A 20,877-nucleotide genomic window follows, 5' to 3' on the forward strand; every position below is an offset into this window, starting at 1 on the left:
ATGCAAAACGATTGCCCATTCGGATAAAGAAATTCGTATGTAATGACCCTATCATTGGAAGTGATTAGTGTTGTTAGTTCCATTGAAGCATAGAAGGAGGAGAATGAGAATGAATAAAATTCGTCTTGGCGTTATCGGCTGCGGCGGAATGGCGGGTGCGCATGCGCAAGGGTATAAAGAGCTTGCCGATCAGTTGATGGTTACCGCGGTATGCGATGTCGTGCTTGAGCGGGCACAGGCAGCTAAGGAGGCTGTTGGCGCGGAACTGGCGGTAACCGATTACCGCGACTTGCTTGAGCATGTCGACGCCGTGCTGATCGTATTGCCTCATGATTTGCATTACGAGGTGGGCATGGTGTGTCTACAGGCAGGGAAGCACGTACTGATGGAAAAACCGCTGTGCAATACGGAACAGGAATGCCTGGAGCTTATTCGTACGGCTGATGAAAATAACCGATTGCTCATGACGGCATATCCGGTGAGGCACTGGCCATTAGTGACCAAGATGAAGGAGCTGATTGCCGCCAAAGCATACGGCGAATGCTTTCAATTATCCATATGGACCGAGCAGTTTACCAAATATGATGAGACTCATTGGGCGCACTCTGCCGAGCGTCTTGGCGGCGGGCAATTATTCAGTCATGGCTGCCATTATATAGACATTATGCTCTGGTTCCTTGGCCGTCCGGTCCGCGGCCTGCATATGGGAACGAACTTCGGAACACCATGGATGGAGAGGGAAGGTACGAGCAATGTAGTTCTCGAATTTGAGAGCGGGGCGGTAGGGTATCATTTTGGCACATGGGGCGCAAGGGGCTCGCGACTTGGCTACAGCATTCACGCGCATTGCACCGAAGGGATGCTGGAGATGAATCTGGCGGAAGGGAAGCTGTACGCGCACACTAATATGAAAGCGGAACAAGCGAATATGGATACCGCATCAGCCGCTGCGGTACTTATGGAGCTGGAGCATGCCGGGAAGCTGACGCATTACGAGCTGGAGCATTTCCTGGACTGCGTGCGCACCGGCAATCGCCCCGTTACAGACGGGCCGACCAGTCTTCAGGGGCTGCGGCTTATATGGCGTCTATACGAGGCGGAGCGCAATCATACGGTAGCTGACCTCCGCGGCCTTGGATTAGATGACGATTGGCTGGCACCGGAGGCATTTGTCGCGAAATGAGAACGGGGCTTAAGTTTTAAGAAACGCCTCATCCTATGGAGACTCAGCACCGAGCCGGTGCCGAGTCTCTTCTCCACGGCCCTAAAGCTTATCGGAAAGCTCTCCGGAGGCTGGAGCTGCTAGTTCAAGCTGCCGTTACGTTCCCGTCTTCGATATTGACCCGGTGTCGTACCGGTCGCACGCCTGAACAATTCATAGAAGTGATTCGTATCCTCGAAGCCAATATGGCTCATGATTTCTTTCACGGTAAGCGTGGATTCCACCAGCAGCTTCATGCCTTCCTGGAGCCGGTAATTCTGCATGTAGCTTTTGAAGGGGATCTCAAAGTGCTGCTGGAACACCCTGGACAGGTGGCGCTCGCTCCAATTGATCTTTTGTGCGATCTCCTTTAGGGAAACCACAGACAGCGGCATGGCTTGAATTGCGCTTAGAATTTCTGCTTTTACCGGGTGCATCTCCAGCTTGGGAGGCCACTCTGAATACTGTTGTCTACCGTTGTCGGTTGCCGTACACAACAAGGAGAGGAGGTCGATAACACGCGCTGTCAGTCGGGTCTGTGACAAAGGTAGACGCTGCCCGACGAGCGATTTCATGCGTTCGGTTAGCAAGCGGAATTCGGACTGCGTATCGGCGATTTTGAGCCAGGGAGGTTTCCCTTGCAGGGCAGAACCCGGTTGGCCCAGCAGCCAGAAGATCAGCTCTTTTACTTCTGTGTCCATGATGATTGAGGTCAGTTCATCGAGCCACTCCGCCCGGAATATGACGTTTCTTACTTGCAGTGAGGCTGAGGTGGCGGCATTCGCGGGTGGACGGAAGACATGCGTGGTGCCAATGGGGATCAGATAGACTTCCCCTTCCTTAGCCGCGATGGCAGAACCATTGATATATTGCGTACCATTGCCGCTTAACACGCAGATCATTTCCGGAAAGTCATGGGTATGCTCAAGCAGCCAATGATGCTCGTAGACATCCATAATGGCCAGAAACTGATCCTGTTCCAACACTTCATTCGTCGGATAATGCATCGTCGTTCGCCTAGGGGGCATTGTACTTTCACCTGTGGATTATGACATCTAAACCATGATTATGTCCTGTTTCCCTATTAAATTAGAGGTTGTGTCCATTATACAATGATGGTGCGCTGCAAAGGAACCTGTTGCATCGAATAACTCGATATATGTGGAGGGGACATGCATGAATAAGTATGATGTAGCCGCATTCGTCTGGCCGTCTTATACAGGAGACGAGCCCAGGACCAAAATGTTCTGGCCAGAGGGTATGGGGGAGTGGCAATCGGTCAAAAATGCAGTGAAGAAGTTTCCCGAGCATAATTGGCCGCGGAAACCATTGTGGGGATATGTCAATGAAGCGGATCCTTATGTCATGGAGATGCAAATCAATGCGGCGGCCGACCATGGCGTTAACGTGTTTATCTATGATTGGTATTGGTATGACAAGAGGCCGTTCCTGGAGCAGTGCCTGAATAACGGATACCTGAAAGCCAAGAACAACGATAGAGTGAAATTTTACCTGATGTGGGCTAATCATAATGTCATGAATGTATGGGATATCCGGATTTCGCATGATGAAGAAAATATCATATGGGATGCCGCGGTGGATCGGCCTGAATTCGAGAAAATCGCCGACCGGCTGATTGAGAAGTACTTTAAACATCCGTCTTACTATACGCTGGATGGCAAACCGGTCTTCATGATTTACGATCTGGCTAATCTGATGAAGGGCTTGGGCGGTGCGGATGCCACCAAGGAGGCGTTCACATGGTTCCGGGAGCGTGCGGTTCAGGCAGGATTGCCGGGCCTACACCTGCAATTAACCATCTGGAGCGAGCAGAATTTCAATCTAAGCGGCGTCGACAGCGGTAGAACGGCCACGACCAGTGAAATCGTGAAATTCCTTGAATTTGACAGCATGTCGCACTATCAATACGTACATTTCGTCGATATCGACAGAGATTATAATGAGATTATGGAGGATGTTCTGAAGGAATGGCAGCGTATCGACCAGACCTATGACATTCCTTATTTCCCGCATATCTCGATCGGCTGGGACAACAATCCTAGATTCCAGGAATTCCGTGCGGGCATCGTGAAGAACAACACGCCGGAGAATGTGAAGAAAGCGTTCCAGAAGGCGAAGGAATATGCCGATGCGCACCCGGACCAGTATCCGCTCATCGTCATCAACAGCTGGAATGAATGGACGGAAACCAGTTACCTGCAGCCGGATGACCTGTATGGATACGGTTATCTGGATGCGGTTAAGGACGTTTTTCATTCAGAAGAAGACTAATGGAGCACAAAAAAGCGTCAGCCCGCCTGGGTTATGCAGGCGGGCTGACGCTTTTTTGTTTAACCGCTATATCACCCGATATAGACGACGGCGCCTTCGCGCCGGTAGGCTTGGGGCAGCTGAGTGATGAGCAGATCGATCCGGCCCAGCATCTGCTCCATCTCCTCACCGCCGCGGGCGGCTGCCCACTGTTTCAGACGGTTCAATTCGTCCAGCACATCCGGCAGATCCTCCTCGGAGACGTCGATACCGGTCGAGAAGATCGGGACCCACTGCAGATTCAGTTCCTCCGCGGCAGGCTCCCAATAGGCTTTGAAGAATGCTTCGGAGGCAACGGGCACGTTGAAGCCGAACTCCTCTTCATTTTCAGGATGGGGAATATAGGCACTTACTGACATTTATGGCTTCCCTCCAAATATAGCTTTGAATGTATAATCCGGAAACTCTTGGCGCAGCTGATTCATGCTGTTCTCAACCGCAGTTCTGAGCACAGGAGTGTCGCCGTCCAGCCGGAAGACGAAATCGCGGATGGAACGGATTTCATCCAGTGTCGGCACTTCTGGCGTACCTGTTGCTTTCGGCCGGGTCGTAGCGGCATTGTTCATTAGATTGTGAATCCGGGTCCGCGTCTTGCCCAATATCTGCTTGTCGGCGAACTCCTGCGGCGTCTGGGCGGGCAGTCCGGTCTTCGGATTGACGCGATCCAGACCCTCCGCAGATTTATCCTCATAGAAGATCTTCTTCTCCATATCCACCTGATCAAATTCACCGATCGGGCTGTTCTTGCTATCCACGATTTCGACCTCGCGGTAGGCCGAACGGTCGATAGCGGTCGTGCCCTCATCGCGGTCGCTGTCCGGCTTGTCATCATCCGGTTTGGGCTCATCCGGTTTCTCGGGCGGCTTCTCTGGACCGTCCGGCTTGCTATGTGGTCCCGGTGCATCGGGCTTGGGCTTGACAGGGGTGGGCACTTCCGGTTTCTCAAACTTGCGGAAGCCGATCCGATCAAGCAGCTTGCGTACATAGGGGCTGCCTTTCTTCCCCACCCAGGAGAAGAACCGGCCGAACGGAACCCTGCTGAGCGCAATGCCGGCGAGGACGGAGAGGGCATTCTCCGGCGTCAACAGCTTCTTGGGATCTCGGATATACCCGGCAATTTCATGCCCGCTGCCGGCAATGCCTCCTGCAGTTAATGCAATTCCAAGAGCCGGCCAGAATCCGACGAAGAGAAGGGACAGCGCCAGAGCGCCGAGCAGAATCGCTCCCTGTTCATACCATTCCAGGCGGTCCCACCAATTTTGCAGACTGTCGAAAAGACAGGCAAAGCAGGCCGAATCCTGGCCGCCCGCCGCATAGACGCTCATCCCCGCGAATAGGCCTGCAGCCAGCAGCAGCATAGCCAGACCGGTCACAATCCGGTAGAAGGCCTGCATCCGTTCCCGCACCGGGTCCTGTCTGCCGGAGGCCTCATCGTTGCCGTAGAGCAGAATGAATCCAAGCTCCCGGCGCTCGCGATAGAAGCCGAGCCAATGCCGGAAGCGGCCGCGGTCTTGGAAGAGAGCCGCCGTCATATTCCATATCTCGGAGAATGGATTAAACGGGAGCTCGCTTGGCAGGGATGGCAGCTTCCGCCTTACCTTATTGAGCATCCAATAATCCGCAACGATCGCCGCGACCAGCATAAGCAGGAAGGCCGAGCGCGTCCGGTAGCCGCTTCCTGTCCAGTCGTGTATCGTCAGGATCCAATCCGGCAGCTGATTCTGTCCATTATAGGCGGCGTGATCCAGAATCCCCCACGCGAGCAAGAGCGTCGGGAATATGTAGACTGCCATGCTCAGCCTCGGCCGCAGCCGGTGTGCGATCCCGATCGCTAGCGTAACCATGGCGGTGATGACGGGATGGCCGACGGTCATCATCGTAGGCAGGAAGCTTTCCTCGAACCTCCCCGGGAAGAGCGAGAAGAAGTCCCAATGAATCGTCTCTCCCCCGAGAAAAGTCACGCTATAGCTGCTGCCGCTAACCCAACGCCGCGACAGCTCCTCCATCAGCTGAAAGCCGACGCCGGTCGCGCCTCCGATCAGCGCATAATCGCCCAGGCTGAGGGCGGACGCGCGCCTGGAGAACAGCAAGAAAACCCCCAGCGGAAGCAGTTTCCACAGCTCTTCGAAGATGGGCGTCATGACGGCGACCGACCAGGTGTCGCGTGTTGTTCCGCCGAAGAGCGCATGCAGGCCGGCCATGGTCAGCGTGGTGAACGGAACGACGAACAGGACGCCCGACAGGACGAACAGCGCGACCGGCTTCCAGGGCAGGGTCTTGCTCCGGCACAGCACCCAGAACTGAATCAATACGTAGAAGGACCATAAGTATTGTACGAGCATCTTGCGGGAGTCTGGGACAACAAAAAGACTGACGATAAAGACAATTAGTGAAATCCACGAAAGAATCGTATATGCCGTTCGGATGAACGGATATTTCGCAATCAGGCCTAGGATGAACCGGTATGCGGCTTCCAGCATATCGCGGAATCCGTTGCGAAGCTGCCAGATCGTACTCGTGACGGACGCCTCCTCTCGCTGCTGAGACCCGCGGAACCAGGAGTTGGGCTGCTGCTTCAAGCGACTCCAAATGTTCCATATTTTACCGGGCCAAATACTGTTTGTTAACCAATATGCGGCGGTTTGAAACAAGAGTCCAATAAAAATTTCACGGTATCCATCCATCCGTAAGCTGGCCGGAAGGAATATAATGAGCCTCCGGTCATCAATGCTTGCCGGGTGAAACAATTCATACTACTGCTATTGTACGGCAGAACGGCCGTCTCAGGTAGCGATCCGCGGATATAAACGCAAGGTCCCTGCAGTACGGCCGATATTCCTGAACATCATGGACAGGTGAGGGTCATCAGGACAAAAACATAATTGTTGGATTTTAATACTAGGCGTAGAATAGGAGATGAATTGATGTAAGCGCTTGCGAATCGACTCCTACATCCATGTCTTCGCGCAGACGTTCTCAGTCATCACGCCATCGATTCTGTTTCTATTCGTCCAGAAATATAATAGGCCAAGGGTTTACGTTCTCCGGTGCCAAAGGTGGAAGAGGAAGTGTATTTAGAAGGAGGGATAGAGCATGAGAGACGTCTATGATTCGGGCGAGGGACGGGCGATGGCGGAAGGGGAGACTGTCATCCAAATCGCAGGCGGCCCGCCCGGCAGAACGGCGCTCGTAACCGGAGGCAGCCGCGGTATCGGACGCGGCATCGCCCTTGCGCTTGCGCGGGCCGGGTATGCGCTGACGATTACCCACTGGCAGGATGATGCAAATGCCTCGGAGACGGCGTGTCGAATCCGATCCGAGACCGGGAAGGACTGTCTCGTCCTGCACGGCAATTTGGCCGAGCCGGGCGAGGCGGAGCGTACTGCGGGCGAGGCGCTTGCTTACATGGGCCGTATTGATGTACTCGTCAACAATGCGGGCATAACGGTCAGGGATCCGATCGATCGGCTGCGGGTGGAGCATCTGGATCATCTCATCGGGCTCAACTTCCGTTCCCCGCTGATTCTGATGCGGGAAGTGTCTGCGCATATGATCGCGTCAGGCATCAGGGGCAGCATTCTGAACATCACGTCATCGAGAGCAGAGAGGGCCTATCCGGAGGACGCGGTTTACGGAGGGCTGAAGGCGGGGATGAAGCGGGCAGCGGAATCTGCGGCACTCGACCTAGCCCCGTATGGGATCCGGATCAATTGCTTGGCCCCTGGGGCGACGCTTGTCCGGGAAGGGAGAGAGCCCCATGAAGGGGTAGGGAGCAAGATTCCGCTCGGAAGAATGGGCACCCCTGAGGATATGGGGCGAATTGCGGCTTGGCTTGTTTCGGATGAAGCGGCCTATATCACAGGCATTAATCTGCGTGCCGACGGCGGCCTCATTCTGCCGGGCATGCCCGAGGACGGCGTTAGCGGATGGGGAGCAAGGCGAAGCTGAATATGAGGGGGAGAAGTGAATGAGCGGCATTACAATACGGGATGTGAAGACGATTCTAACCGCGCCGGACGGCATCAATCTGGTCGTAGTCAAGATTGAGACATCCGAGCCCGGATTATACGGTCTGGGGTGCGCGACGTTTACGCAGCGTTATTTGACGGTTGCATCGGCTATTGACGATTATATGAAGCCGTTTCTAATTGGCAAGGATCCGCAGCGGATCGAGGATATTTGGCAGACCGCAATGGTCAGCTCGTATTGGCGCAACGGCCCCGTGCTTAACAACGCGATATCCGGCGTGGACATGGCGCTGTGGGATATCAAGGGGAAACTGGCCGGCCAGCCGGTCTACCAGCTGCTCGGCGGCAAATGCCGGGAGGGCGTTGCAGTCTACCGCCATGCCGACGGCCGGGATCTCGATGAGGTCGAGGAGAACGTCCGGCGTTTCATGGAGCAGGGACTTCGCCATATCCGGTGCCAATGGGGCGGTTACGGCGGCAGTCACGCTTGCGCATCGCCCGAGCATTCACAGCCCGGCGCCTATTACGATCCCGATGCTTATGCGCGCAGCGTTCCACAATTGTTCGAGAGGATGCGCAGCACGTTCGGGTTCGGCATCGAGCTGCTGCACGACGTTCATGAACGGTTGTCGGCTATCGAGGCGGTTCGTCTGGCCAAGCAGTTGGAGCCGTACCGGCTCTTCTTCCTGGAGGATCCGCTCGCGCCGGAACAGCTGGACGGATTCCGCATGATACGTGCCCAGAGTGCGACGCCGATCGCGATGGGGGAGCTGTTCGTTCATCCGCAGGAATGGGTGCCTCTCATATCAGGAGGGCTGATCGACTTCATCCGCTGCCACATCAGCGCCATCGGCGGCATTACGCCCGCGAGGAAGCTCGCTGCGCTCTCCGAAGCGTTCGGCGTTCGCACCGCATGGCACGGCCCAGGCGACGTGTCGCCAGTCGGACATGCGGCCAACCTGCATCTGGATTTGAGCAGCCCTAATTTCGGCATTCAGGAGTGGTATCCGTTCTCCGACCGCATGCGCGAGGTATTCCCCGGTGCACCGGCACTGCGCGGCGGGTACGCCTATGTGCATGAAGCGCCTGGCCTCGGGGTCGACATCGACGAGACGCTCGCGGCGAAGTATCCGTGCAGCAATGACCTCCCGGCCTGGACGCTGGCGCGCCTGCCGGACGGCAGTCCTGCCCGGCCTTAACCGGGTGGCCATAGCCGCAGCAGCACGTTGCCGGATTGTGACAGCGGCCCGCGTCTTTCCAGCTAGGAGGCGCGGGCTGCTGCGTTGTTTGCTTCAGCGCTTCGTTCAATCGGAGGAATAAGCGGGCGATTCAGTGTTAGAATGCAAATTATATCGATTTTCGTGCTTGGTTTGTCGGATAAAGGGATATATAAAGGAATCGTGGAATAAGTCTAGTAGAACTATAACCGAAATAGTCTAGGCCTTCCTATTATTTCATAGAGGCCAAGCTGCACAACTGGGGTGTACGATGAGGATGCCTTTCTCAATAAGAAATAAAATTATGATTACGGTTGTCCTGTTTTTTACGTTAGTGAGCGCTCTGGGTATTTACTGGTACCAGATGTCAACGCGAACGATCCAGGAAAACACGTTGAAGCTCGGCGGCGAGATCATCAAGCAGATGAGCAGCAGACTGGATTCATATTTTTTGGAAATTGTTGATTTGACAGTGCCGATGATTGCGCGCACGACTTCGGCGCAGTACTTGGAGCACTCCGGCAAGGGGCCTTATGAGCGGCTGCTTTACACGAAACAGCTCAACAAGATGTTCTATAACGTTATGGTTGGACGTCCTGATATCTATGGCATCTCTATTGTGTCTCAGGAGCAAATTGCCGGCTCGAGCTACAGTAATCTGTTCGCAGAGAAACGCTTCCAGCGAATCGTCGATCATTTGGGCAATTCGGGAAAGTTTGAAATCATCGGAATGGACCAGTACTTGGATGTGAAGCTGCTGACGATGGCAGTGAAATTTTACAGTCCTGGTACCCGATATTGGGGCATCTTGATCGTGGATCTGCGATTGAACAAAGTTAGTGCCGTATCGAGTGAAGTCATGCTCGGTGACACGGGTTTTGCCTGGATTGCGGACCCTAAGGGACGCTACTTGTATTACCCCGATCACCAGAAATGGGGAGAACGCATCCCGTCTTCTTATATTAACCGCTTGGAAGCCAAGACGGCTGGAGGGAATGTCGAGTTCGAGGACGGTCAAAAAATACTGGTCAACTACCGCTGGTCGAATGTCACCAATCTTGCCTTCTTCTCCGAGGTTCCCCTGTCTGAATTAAATCGGGATTTGGTCAAATTGAGGAACGTTACGTTTTTAATTGGTATTATTGCGTTGATTTGTAGTCTGGTCGTCGTGTTATCGGTTTCCTTTTCATTGACGGATTCCATACTTGTGCTGCAGAGAATGATGAAACGGGTAGAAAACGGAAATCTGGATGCGCGCGTTCCGACAACGAAAAAGGGTGAGATTGGCTACCTTTACCGCAGCTTTAATAGTATGGTCGACGAAATTAAAAATCTGATCCATACCGTAAGCGAGTTTCAACTGAAGGAGAAGGAGTCGGAACTGCGGCATTTGGACTCCAAGATGCAGGCGCTGCAATATCAGATCAATCCCCACTTTTTGTACAACACATTGGAGATTGTAAACTCTCACGCCATTATTGAAAACAAGCCGGTTATCAGCCGAATTATCAATTCATTGGCGAGAATATTCCGCTACAGTGTGGAGAATCACACAAGAACGGTACCGCTGTCCATGGAATTGGCTTACATGAGAGATTATCTGGATATCCAAATGGAGCGATTTGAAAATCTGCGGGTCGAAATCCGGATCGACGAAAGCTTTGTGGATCATGTGACTGCCGTCCCTATGACGCTTCAGCCTTTATTGGAGAACGCTTTTAAGCACGGCTATCAGAAACATAAGCTGGAGGCCGTGTATTTATCGGTCAGCGGTGAGTTGAACGGGGATATCTTTTATATTTATATCGAGGATCGGGGAGGCGGTATGGAGCCGCAAATTATGGACTACTATAACGACCTGTTTCAAGGCAAGGCCCATGCGGGAATTGAAAGCGGATGCTTGGGCTTATTGAATGTCCACAACAGAATTCAGCTTTTCTTCAGAGACCGCTTCGGACTTAGGTTCGTTCGGTCGGACAACACAGGGACGGTCATTCGGATAGCGCTCCCTTATTGTGACAGCAGAGAATCGGAGTGAGGCTATGTTTAAGATCATCACAGTCGACGATGAAAAAATGATTAAACGAAGTCTGAGAGTTATGATTGAAGGCGCGAATCCCGATTTCCGAATCGTGGGCGAGGCGAAGAACGGCCAAGAGGCTATGGACATCATTCATGGAGATCCGCCCCATCTGCTCATTACGGATATCTGCATGCCGATTATGGATGGTTTGGAGTTGATCGCCGAAGTTAAGCGAAATTACAGCCATACGCAGATTATCGTCATTTCCGGTTACAGTGAATTCAATTATGCCCAGCAGGCACTCCGGTACAATGTGACGGATTATTTACTGAAACCCATCGATCCGGAGGAATTCAAGCAGGTACTTAAGAAGATTTATGAGCAGCATATAAGTAACGAGCAGCGGTCAATCGACCGTAGAGAGCAGATGTGGAAAATCGTCGATAACGGAGAACAAATCGTGAATTGGATTTGGACCCTTCAGGAAAACCATCTCCGCAGCAAATTGGAGGCAATTCGCACCGAGCTCGAGCTGCTGTGTATCGAGACGGATTTGGTCCGAGATATTTATAGGGATTTGCTTATCTACACCACCAATAGGCTGGGGGAAAGAAGCGGAAGGTCCTATCCACATACGATGGCGTCTGAGCCGGGACCAACCCCATCAATGAAAGAACTGCATGACCAATTCCAAGGGGCGAGTATGAGCTTGTTCAAAGAGATCGTCCATCTTCGCAATTGGGGCCAGTCGCAGCATATGAAGAAAACCATCGACTACATTCAAGCAAACTTCTCGAATAGTGAGATATCGCTGCTCCACATGGCAGAGTATGCGAGCATGTCGATATCGTATTTCAGCCGGTTTTTTAAAGAGGAAACGGGAACGAGCTTTATGAAATACCTGACCAATCTCCGAATCGGCAAGGCGAAAGAACTGCTGGCTATTCAGGAACATAAAGTAGGTGATGTGGCCTTGATGGTCGGCTATACGAATTATCACCATTTTGCCAAGGCATTCAAAAAATTCACCGGCATTACGCCAACCGAGTATAGACAAATGCATGAGGAGCGGGTGTTATAGGGAACGGGGATCCGTTCTTTTTTTGTGCAAGAAATGATACATCCGGATAAGAAATGCCATATACGCTGTGAAATTCGGCGTTGTACAATTATTTTACTTGAAAACGCAATCATTTTGACAAGAGTAGACAAGAGCAGAGAGATTTCGCGCCAATCAATCGCAAGGTGGTGATTTGCGGACCGGACATCGTAGAGAACACGTGCTTGAATGTATGAACGGAAATTACAAAACTTCATGGAGGTGCAGTTTGAAGAAGCTACTCACTTTTACACTCATGTGCACAATGGTTATATCGATGCTGGCCGGATGCTCAAGTAATAACAATGAACCGGCTCCTGTTAAGCAGAACAGCAATACGGACAACGGCAATACTCCGGCGGATACCGGTGTTGAAGAAGTGACCAATGAATTTGGCTGGAACGTTCCGAAGAACACGCTTGAAATTAATTTTTATGCAGGTCAGGACAATCCAGATACGGTAAAAGAGAACAGCACCTTAATGCAGCAATTTTTGCAAGAGAAGTTCAATGTAAAGCTGAACAAAATCGTGTACGACGTGGATATGAATGAAAAATTGAACCTTATGCTGGCATCTGGCGATTATCCGGAAGTCATTACGATGCTTAGCGACGAACAAGCAGCCAAATGGATTGCACAGGGGAAGGCCGTCGAGCTCGGCCAGTATATCGATGAATATGCACCGAATGTCAAAAGCCAGCTGGGCGATTTGTATAAGTCATTCCTCGATAAAGACGGCAAGCTGTATACGCTCCCAAGCTATTGGGGCATTCTGCCAATCCCGGGTGCATCGGGCCATATCCGGTATGACTGGTGGACAGCCATGGGATCCCCGGCGTTTAATACACCCGATGAATTCTATAATGTTCTGAAACAGATGCAAGCCGAGCATCCGAAGAACAGCAAGGGGGAGAAAACCTACGCCCTCTCCGGCTATGCGCCGATGTACAAAGTGGTTGCGCCCACTCTTGGCGGCATGTGGGGCTTGCAGGCCGGGTATAAGGTCGATAAGGACGGAACGAACACGCACTGGGTAAACACGCCGGAAGGGCTGGAAATGACAAAGTTCATGAATAAGGTCTATCGCGACGGCATGCTCGACCCGGACAGCTTTATCAATACGTTTGACGATTGGAAAGCGAAATTCTCTGCCGAACGCGTCATGGGTCATATCGGCTCCTGGTGGGTATCCTGGAATGCCGGACATGAAGTTTGGCAGAAGACGAATCCGAATTGGAAGGACGAGGAACGTTTCGTACAAGTGAAGGTAAAGGCGGATTCTGCCGAGCAGGCCAAATTGACCGCTTTGAATGGACGCGGATCCTATCGCACCATCATTACGGATAAGGCCAAGAATCCGGAAGAAATCATGAAATGGTTCAACTTCTCCATTACCGATATGGGTACAAGAATTATCGGATGGGGCGTTCCAAATACGGCCAACTCTGTGTGGACCTATGAGAACGGAACATTCAAATGGGTGGAGGCCATGAAGAAAGCGGTCGTAGACGGCACCTATGATTTCACGAACAGCGACAAGCTGGGACAAGGCGTCTTCACGCTTGTCGAAGGTGTTGGAACGATGAAGGATGATGGCAAGAGCACATATTGGTTCGATCAGAACTTCAACGATGAAGCGAAGTGGAAGAAGCTGATGAACGAGAACTTGAAGGATACGATCTATGATAATACGCTCAGCGTCATCCAGATTCCAGGCAATGATCTATTGGCTGTGACCAATACGCAGATCGAAGAGATGCTTGAAACGCTGTGGGCCAAAGCTGTCACGTCCAAAACCGAGGAAGAATCGGTCAAGAATTTCAATGATATGCGCGATAAGTTGAATAGCTCCGGATTGAAAGACATTGAGGCTTTCCGCACGAAGGAGAACCAAAGACGATTGGCGGAATGGTAGAAGGGTCATAAGAGAGGAAGGCTGCTGCCTTCCTTTTGTTCAACCTTTAGGGAGGAAGCTTACATGGATAAACCGGTTGTTGAACACTTGCCGCTTCCTGCAGGACCCGTCTCTAAATGGGCGCGTCGGAAGAAAACGTTATACAGAGAAAGGAACCTATGGTTCATCAGTCTTCCTTTAATCGCTTGGGTCATCATATTCAACTACGTTCCGATGTATGGAATCATGATGGCCTTCGTCGACTATGTGCCGGGTAAATCGATTATTTCCAGTGATTGGGCCGGGCTGAGGCATTTTAAGGCTTTCATCGACTCACCGGATTTCGGGAATGTTGTACGCAATACGCTCGTTATTAGCGGATTAAATATACTGGTCGGATTTCCCGCACCCATCGTATTGGCGCTGCTGCTCAATGAACTGCGGAAGAAGAGATTTAAACAGGTGGTGCAGACGATTTCGTATTTGCCCCATTTTATTTCTTGGGTCGTTGTGGCGAGCATTCTGTTCACACTTCTGGGCAATGAAGGCATATTAAACGATATCCTGCTGCGCTTGGGCATTATTGACCAACCTATCTCTTATTTGGGGGAAGGGAAGTATTTCTGGGGCATTATTACCGCATCGAATCTATGGAAAGACGTTGGCTGGTCAACGATCATCTACTTGTCGGCGATGGCCGGGGTGGACTCGGAGGTTTACGAGGCTGGCAAAGTCGATGGTCTCGGACGAATGGGAGCGATGTGGCATATTACGCTGCCAGGCGTTCGCCCGACGATTGTGCTGCTCTGGATCTTGGGCATCGGCGGCATTCTCAATGCCGGCTTCGAGCAGCAGCTGCTGATCGGTAACTCACAAACGCGCGAATATTACGAAGTTATTGATACGTATGCCTATAAATACGGCATTCAATTGGGCAACTATTCCTACGGGGCAGCCGTTGGATTGATGAAAGCGGTCATTGGGGTATTCCTTGTGTTTAGTGCGAATCGCATTTCTAAAAAAGTACTCGACACTTCAATCTTCTAGGGGGGCGCAAATATGGAGCAATCCTTTCTGAAACCAAGTCTAGGCAGCAAAATATTTGACGTCTGCAATGTCATATTTATGCTTATCGTGTCAAGTGTCATGATTTACCCTTTTCTTAACTTGCTCGCACTGTCTTTGAATGACGGGGCGGATGCAGCTCGAGGCGGTATTTATTTATACCCCCGTCAATTTTCATTCGATTCGTACATGCTCCTGTTTCAGAATAATAATTTACTATCCGGGCTCGGGATATCGATCCTGCGGGTAGCCGTCGGAACGAGCACATGCGTATTCATGACGGGACTGCTGGCTTATATCGTCACCATCCGAGGATTCTCAGGCCGAAAAATGCTCCGGTTATTGTTCTTGTTCACCATGTACTTCGGGGGAGGTCTTATTCCGACGTATATGCTGATGATGAAGCTGGGGTTAATCAACACCTTTCAAGTGTATTGGATTCCGAGTTTATTAAACGCCTACTACATGCTGATCATGGCATCCTATATGCAAAATCTGCCCGAGTCCTTATCTGAATCGGCCAGGATCGACGGAGCGGGCGAGCTGCGCATTTATTTTGGCATTATTATTCCCATCTCGCTTCCGGTGTTCGCTTCCATTGCCGTATTCAGCTCGGTTGGGCATTGGAACGCCTGGTTCGACGTCATCTTATATAACTCTAGCGGGAATTGGGATACGCTCCAGGTCTATTTGCGAAGGCTGCTGCTTGAAGTGGAAGCCTTGCAGCAGGTGGCGGATCAGCAGCTCGCGTACAGCAAGTATCGGAACATTTCGCCACTCACGCTTAGGGCGGCAACCTCCATGGTCGTTACGCTGCCGATTATATTCGTTTATCCGTTTTTCCAGAAGTATTTTGTCGGCGGCATCACCTTAGGAGCCGTCAAGGGATAGCAAGCGAACACAACGTGCTGTGCGGGAAGAATGTTCTTCCGAACACAGCTCCCGGATTACAAATCAAAGGAGGAAATAAGCTTGAACCAGTCGATGCGTCATGCAGCAGCAGAACCGCCAATCGCGCAAGCGAACCACTCATGGGATGAGGAAACAAACCTGCTCCAGTATCATTACAACGGCAGAACGATTATTTCGATACCGCTGCCGGAAGGCGTCAAAGCATATTACCGCCGCGTGTCCGACGGGAATCTTCAGACCAGTCCGTTCGTGCAGCAATTGTATTTGGCATTCGAACGGCCGCAGCGTGTTCGGGTTACATTTGAATTAAGTGAGGATGCCATAAATATGCGTCCTCGGCGGGCCGCAGATGGGGAAGCGATCCTCGGCCAGTCCGGCCGGCCAACCATCTATGGGGCGAATGGCCTGTATGATGTGCTGCAGGATTTATTAATCGATTGGCATGGGGCGGATTGGCGCTGGGCTTGCGATAGAATTAGAACTCAAGATAATGGAAACGCCATCGCCGAGATCGATGTAGAGGTCGGGGTGACACCCTGGATTATCAATCTGCGAATGCACTATTACCGGAAGCATCTGAATTTCTCTTACCATAAGCCATGGGAATGGCGCCCGAACTTGAAGCCGGTATCCGGCTGGTGTTCATGGGAAGCATACCGCAGAGATATCGAAGAGGCGGATGTATTAAGCTCCGCCCGTTTCATAAGTGATCACTTCAAGGCGTATGGACTGGAGTATGTGCAATTGGACGATGGCTTCCAGCCCTCGCTCATACCGCAGTCAGCTGACGGCACAGTGGCAGAAGCGTGGTTGAGAACGAATGAAAAGTTTCCATCGGGTCATGAGGGGCTTACATCGGGTATTAAAGAATGTGGGCTGCAGCCCGGAATCTGGACGAATGCCGTAGTCACAAATCCGGATTTCGCGGCATTAAGCGATTCCTGTATCAAGGATCAGGAAGGCAGCCCGATCAAGGGCAAATGGATCGGTTACGTCTTGGATTGTACGCCGGAAACATTAGCCCGTCATGTCGCCCCATACTATAGGGGAATGAATGAATTCGGCTATACGTATTTCAAAACCGATGCGATACGCCATTTAATCTACGATGGTTTGCATGAGGCTGTGAAAGAGGGACTGATCAGTAACGACGAAGCGGAAGCGAAATTCAGGGCTTTCTTGGCATGTGCCAAGGAACAGATCGGGGACGCCTATTTGTTGTCCTGTTGGGGCGTGTTTAGTGAGGTTGTCGGTCTCGCAGACGCATGCCGAATCGCCACTGATTCCAATCCGAGCTGGCCAGCCATCCGGATGCAGCTGGTGGAGACCGCCCGCTGGTTCCATACGCACCGGATACTCTTCCTGAACGATCCGGACCACGTATGTGTACGCGCACCAATGGAGTGGGCGAAGTCGGCCATTTCGCTCGTTGCCCTGACAGGCAGCTTGTTAATGATCAGTGATAAGCCTGAGAACTATGATGATGAAAGGATCCATATGATTCGCCGCAATCTGCCGCCGCTATCCACCGTTACGGCTGAGACAGGTGCGCTCGATATAAACTACCCTGCGTTCGCTTGGACGCATGTGCAGGGTTATGCCATTGATCTGGATAAAGCGGATCAACAGCATACGGGTCACGGCCATAAACCGCCGGTCGGTCATCCCGGTCATCCGTTTACGACCCTATGGGCGATCCATATGCAGACAACGGATAGAACCTGGTGCGTAGCCGGCCGGTTCGCGACGGAGCCGCTGCAAGCATCCGTTCTAGAGATCGCACAGCTTGGATTAAATCCAGCGCGGGAATATGCCGTGTTCGATTTCTGGCAGCAGCAGTACATGGGCAGGTATACCGAATCCATTCCGTGCCATGAGCTTGAAGTCGGCAGCTGTCAAATCATGGCGGTTTGCCCGGTTGATCATAAACCTGTTCTCCTTGCATCCTCACGGCATGTCAGTATGGACGCGATCAGCGTGCTTCATGAAAGCTGGGACAATGGCCTGCATACACTGAAGCTTGCAGGTGTACCCGGTACTTCGGAGAATTATTGGTACTATGTGCCAGCAGGTTTTACTGTGTTGGGTTTAAGCGTTGATAATGGTCAAGGCGATTGGAGCATAGAGGGGGAGACGGTGAAGCTAACCATCTGCTTCACTGGGGAAGAAACCTTATCGAAGCTCTCATTTGGACAATTGTAACAGTAATGGTGTCTATCGCCGGTCTTTAGTTGCAAGAATAGTGAGGGAGGAAGAGTTGATGAGTAAGCGGACAGCCCGGCTGCAGTTTGAAACTTCCGATGAACGGCTGCTGGCGAGCTTTGAATGGGCGAAGCAGCAAGCCTTGTCTTATGTGTTCGAAGATGATCCGGTTGGACAATGGTATGAAGCGGCATTACCCGGCCGCGAAGCCTTCTGCATGAGAGATGTGGCCCATCATGCAGCCGGTGCGCAGCTGCTGGGACTGGCGGAGCATACGAAGAATATGCTTCATAAGTTTGCCATGAACATTTCTCCGAATCGGGACTGGTGCAGCTACTGGGAAATCAACAGATGGGATAAGCCCGCATCGGTGGATTATCTTAACGATAAAGACTTCTGGTATAATTTGCCCGCTAATTTCGATGTCCTCTATTGCTGCTATCGGATGTACCTGTGGACGGGGGATTCTGCCTATCTCGAAGATCAGGCGTTTAACCGTTTCTACGAAAGCACGGTAACCTCGTACGTTCAAGCCTGGGACAAAGACGGGGACGGCATGTTGGAGCATCTTCCCGAGTACGGGAGGCGTGGAATCGCCTCATATATCGAAGAAAACATCGGAAACAGCGATATTCGGATCGGGGCCGATCTGATTGCCGCTCAGTTTGCGGCCTATAGAGCTTATGCAGCGATTCTGAGCTTGAAGAATGAAAACGACCGCTCCGTAGTGTTCGCCGAGCAGGCCAGATTGCTGCAGCAGCGATTTCATCACCAATGGATTAATCCGGCAAACGGCAAATATTATGCGGCCATGTTCCAGGACATGAGTCAGACGGATGAGTGGAATAACGTTATGCTCGGCTTCTTCGGGATTGCCTCGGATGACAGGGCTACACGGAACCTTCTGGATGACATCACCTATTGGAGTTATTTCGACAAAGTTCCCCTGATCGAGATGATGTCATACGTGCCTGAAGTTTTATATAAGTATGGCTGAATGAAGAAGGATATAACTTTCTGCAGCGATTGGCGGATCCATCCATGAAACGCAGAGTATATCCCGAGGTATCGTTCTCCTGGATCGGATGTCTTGCGGAAGGATTGATGGGCATTCGCCCTAATGCCTCGACGCGAACGTTGAATACGTGCCCGCGCTTAACGGCCCAGACACCTGATGCTGCGCTCCGGGGGATTCCTTTATTCGACGGTGAAGTTCATCTCCAGCATAGGGGTCTGCGAAGTTCGAGACTGGATAATCATACGGGCGGTCCCTTGAACTGGAATGCCGCATTCCCGGGTATGCATGAAGTGCTTTATGTGGACGGCAAGGAGGTACGCGCTAATACCTATATGGATAATGATAAGCCGTATTCAGCCGTCATGGTTTGTGTAAATCAAGGCTCCGCGCGAATCATTGAAGTGAGATAATCCCGCCGCGATGTCAGGCTTCCTGTACACCGTCGTATTCCGATTTCGGAATGCGGCGGTTTTTTTTGAGTCCAGCACCATCCGCTCTCTAAAAAATCCATGCGTCCAAGCGGCTTCCGAAAAAAAATTTTCATTTGGTGTAGCGAATTTCTTCGAGCGGCCGTCTATAGTGTACGGAGGTGAGGATATGGCGGGGCCGGCCGGCCGATTCGACAAATTAAGCTTCCCTGAGAATCCCTCCCAAGCACTTGAGGCGATGATGACTGATTATGGAACAGCGGTGCTGAGAACCGCGCATTTTTATATGGGCGATCGCCATCTGGCGGAAGATGCCAGCCAGGAAGCGTTCATTCGAGCCTATAGGAACTGGTCCTCCTTCCGGGGAGATTGCTCGGTGAAAACCTGGCTGACTCGGATCACGGTCAATGTATGCCGGGACAAATTGGGCTTGAAGATGGCATCCGAGCAGCTGATGGATCCTCAGCTGCTGCAGCATGCCGAGCGCGACAGTGCAGAGGATGAGGCTCTTGTCCGATACAGCCGGACATTGATTTTGAAGCATGTCGCCAAGCTGCCGCCGCATTATCATGAGGTCATATACTTCTATTATTATATGGAGCTGTCGACCCGCGAGATTGCGGAAGCGACCGGTACGCCGGAAGGGACGGTGCGCGGCAGACTGCATCGGGCCAGAGAGCTGCTTGGGGAGCATCTGAAAAAGGAGGGACTGGTGCAATGAACAGCACGGATCACAATATCCGCGAATACTTCAAGAACGAAGTCGACGAGCTGCTGTTCCAAGGGCTGGAATTCGATGACCGGATGAAAAACGAAATACTGCGCCATGCGATGACGAATCAGATGAGTTCCCCGCGCATTGAGCGCTCCAAGTTCGATTGGCGCCGGCTGCTCCTTGTCTCCGTGGCTGCCGCAGCAATCGCGGTAATGATTCTTGCGGACGATACGTTCTTCGGTAGCCCCGGCGAACCTGCGGGGGGCAGTCGGACGCTCATCGACCGAGTGGAGCACGGCGCGAATGAAGGCATAGGCGGAACGCTGAATGATCCGCCAACGATTCTGAAGGGCGAAGATTTACCGGGACTGCTGTCGGCGACAGACGGCACCACTTGGCTGCCTGCGACTGTAGAGGAAGCCGCTCTATCCTTCGGCGGGGGGCTGATGCTGCCAAGGGCGGTACCCGATGGCTTCGAGCTAAGGCAGATTCGTGCGACGGGTCCGGAGAATGGAACGTCCGACACACTCGAATTTCAGTACGACAAGGAGGGCGCGGGATCATTCCAATGGAGTGCACATAAGCAGGAAATTGCAGAGCCCGTAAACAACGATAAACAAGTAGATCTTAACGGAACTGTCGGTTATATAGGACCACCGGATGACGATCCTGACCATCAGAATACAGGAATCCAGCTCCGATGGCATGTTGACGGCGTTCAATACAAGCTGCGGGGTAACCTGTTGGAGGATGAAGCATTGTCATTCGCTGAGCAGTTCAAAGCCCCATAAGAGATCAATTAGA

17 protein-coding genes are annotated in these 20,877 nt (G+C 52.0%); 14 read left to right on the forward strand and 3 right to left on the reverse strand.

What is annotated here, in order from left to right:
- Positions 1–109 precede the first annotated feature (109 nt).
- Entirely contained in the window at positions 110–1,183 is a 1,074-nt protein-coding gene (locus NNL21_RS19795) for a Gfo/Idh/MocA family protein (protein ID WP_204819697.1), read from the forward strand.
- Positions 1,184–1,302: 119 nt separating this feature from the next.
- Here the strand turns inward: NNL21_RS19795 and NNL21_RS19800 are convergent, their stop codons facing one another.
- A complete protein-coding gene (locus NNL21_RS19800; protein ID WP_204819698.1) occupies positions 1,303–2,229 on the reverse strand; it encodes an AraC family transcriptional regulator in 927 nt (308 codons plus the stop codon).
- A 148-nt stretch (positions 2,230–2,377) separates the two neighbouring features.
- On the opposite strand from NNL21_RS19800, the gene NNL21_RS19805 reads away from it, so the two are divergent.
- Positions 2,378–3,493 carry a glycosyltransferase WbsX family protein gene (locus tag NNL21_RS19805; protein ID WP_204819699.1) on the forward strand — a complete coding sequence of 372 codons (1,116 nt, stop codon included), beginning with the start codon at positions 2,378–2,380 and terminating at the stop codon, positions 3,491–3,493.
- A 71-nt stretch (positions 3,494–3,564) separates the two neighbouring features.
- Here the strand turns inward: NNL21_RS19805 and NNL21_RS19810 are convergent, their stop codons facing one another.
- Together NNL21_RS19810 and NNL21_RS19815 are read right to left on the reverse strand one after the other, a co-directional pair.
- Positions 3,565–3,891 carry a hypothetical protein gene (locus NNL21_RS19810; RefSeq protein WP_204819700.1) on the reverse strand — a complete coding sequence of 109 codons (327 nt, stop codon included), beginning with the start codon at positions 3,889–3,891 and terminating at the stop codon, positions 3,565–3,567.
- Complete coding sequence (locus NNL21_RS19815; RefSeq protein ID WP_256555348.1) at positions 3,892–6,279, reverse strand: PrsW family glutamic-type intramembrane protease; 2,388 nt, start codon at positions 6,277–6,279, stop codon at positions 3,892–3,894. It abuts the gene before it with no gap.
- Positions 6,280–6,625: 346 nt separating this feature from the next.
- Here NNL21_RS19815 and NNL21_RS19820 point away from each other — a divergent pair, with 346 nt between their 5' ends.
- From NNL21_RS19820 to NNL21_RS19875, 12 genes are all read left to right on the forward strand, one after another.
- Positions 6,626–7,480 (forward strand): SDR family NAD(P)-dependent oxidoreductase, encoded by an 855-nt coding sequence (locus NNL21_RS19820; protein ID WP_256555349.1) that lies wholly within the window; start codon positions 6,626–6,628, stop codon positions 7,478–7,480.
- Between the two features lie 19 nt (positions 7,481–7,499).
- Positions 7,500–8,699, forward strand: coding sequence for an enolase C-terminal domain-like protein (locus tag NNL21_RS19825; protein WP_204819701.1), 1,200 nt, complete (start codon positions 7,500–7,502; stop codon positions 8,697–8,699).
- Between the two features lie 322 nt (positions 8,700–9,021).
- Positions 9,022–10,755, forward strand: coding sequence for a sensor histidine kinase (locus NNL21_RS19830; RefSeq protein ID WP_204819702.1), 1,734 nt, complete (start codon positions 9,022–9,024; stop codon positions 10,753–10,755).
- A gap of 4 nt (positions 10,756–10,759) precedes the next feature.
- On the forward strand, positions 10,760–11,821 hold the full coding sequence (locus tag NNL21_RS19835; RefSeq protein WP_204819703.1) for a response regulator transcription factor: 1,062 nt from the start codon (positions 10,760–10,762) through the stop codon (positions 11,819–11,821).
- 247 nt (positions 11,822–12,068) lie between these two features.
- Complete coding sequence (locus tag NNL21_RS19840) at positions 12,069–13,754, forward strand: type 2 periplasmic-binding domain-containing protein (RefSeq protein ID WP_204819704.1); 1,686 nt, start codon at positions 12,069–12,071, stop codon at positions 13,752–13,754.
- Positions 13,755–13,817: 63 nt separating this feature from the next.
- Positions 13,818–14,780 (forward strand): ABC transporter permease, encoded by a 963-nt coding sequence (locus NNL21_RS19845; RefSeq protein WP_204819705.1) that lies wholly within the window; start codon positions 13,818–13,820, stop codon positions 14,778–14,780.
- Positions 14,781–14,792: 12 nt separating this feature from the next.
- Positions 14,793–15,689 carry a carbohydrate ABC transporter permease gene (locus NNL21_RS19850; RefSeq protein WP_204819706.1) on the forward strand — a complete coding sequence of 299 codons (897 nt, stop codon included), beginning with the start codon at positions 14,793–14,795 and terminating at the stop codon, positions 15,687–15,689.
- A gap of 81 nt (positions 15,690–15,770) precedes the next feature.
- Positions 15,771–17,912 carry an alpha-galactosidase gene (locus NNL21_RS19855; RefSeq protein ID WP_204819707.1) on the forward strand — a complete coding sequence of 714 codons (2,142 nt, stop codon included), beginning with the start codon at positions 15,771–15,773 and terminating at the stop codon, positions 17,910–17,912.
- Between the two features lie 58 nt (positions 17,913–17,970).
- Positions 17,971–18,909, forward strand: coding sequence for a hypothetical protein (locus NNL21_RS19860; RefSeq protein WP_204819708.1), 939 nt, complete (start codon positions 17,971–17,973; stop codon positions 18,907–18,909).
- A gap of 44 nt (positions 18,910–18,953) precedes the next feature.
- Entirely contained in the window at positions 18,954–19,340 is a 387-nt protein-coding gene (locus NNL21_RS19865; RefSeq protein WP_204819709.1) for a hypothetical protein, read from the forward strand.
- A gap of 187 nt (positions 19,341–19,527) precedes the next feature.
- On the forward strand, positions 19,528–20,079 hold the full coding sequence (locus NNL21_RS19870; protein ID WP_204819710.1) for a sigma-70 family RNA polymerase sigma factor: 552 nt from the start codon (positions 19,528–19,530) through the stop codon (positions 20,077–20,079).
- Positions 20,076–20,864: a hypothetical protein gene (locus NNL21_RS19875; RefSeq protein ID WP_204819711.1), complete on the forward strand. Its 789-nt coding sequence runs from the start codon at positions 20,076–20,078 to the stop codon at positions 20,862–20,864. The genes NNL21_RS19870 and NNL21_RS19875 overlap by 4 nt, the downstream gene beginning before the upstream one ends.
- The last annotated feature ends 13 nt before the right edge of the window (positions 20,865–20,877 follow it).

It is taken from the genome of Paenibacillus mendelii, from assembly GCF_024498075.1.
GTDB lineage: Bacteria > Bacillota > Bacilli > Paenibacillales > Paenibacillaceae > Paenibacillus_Z > Paenibacillus_Z mendelii.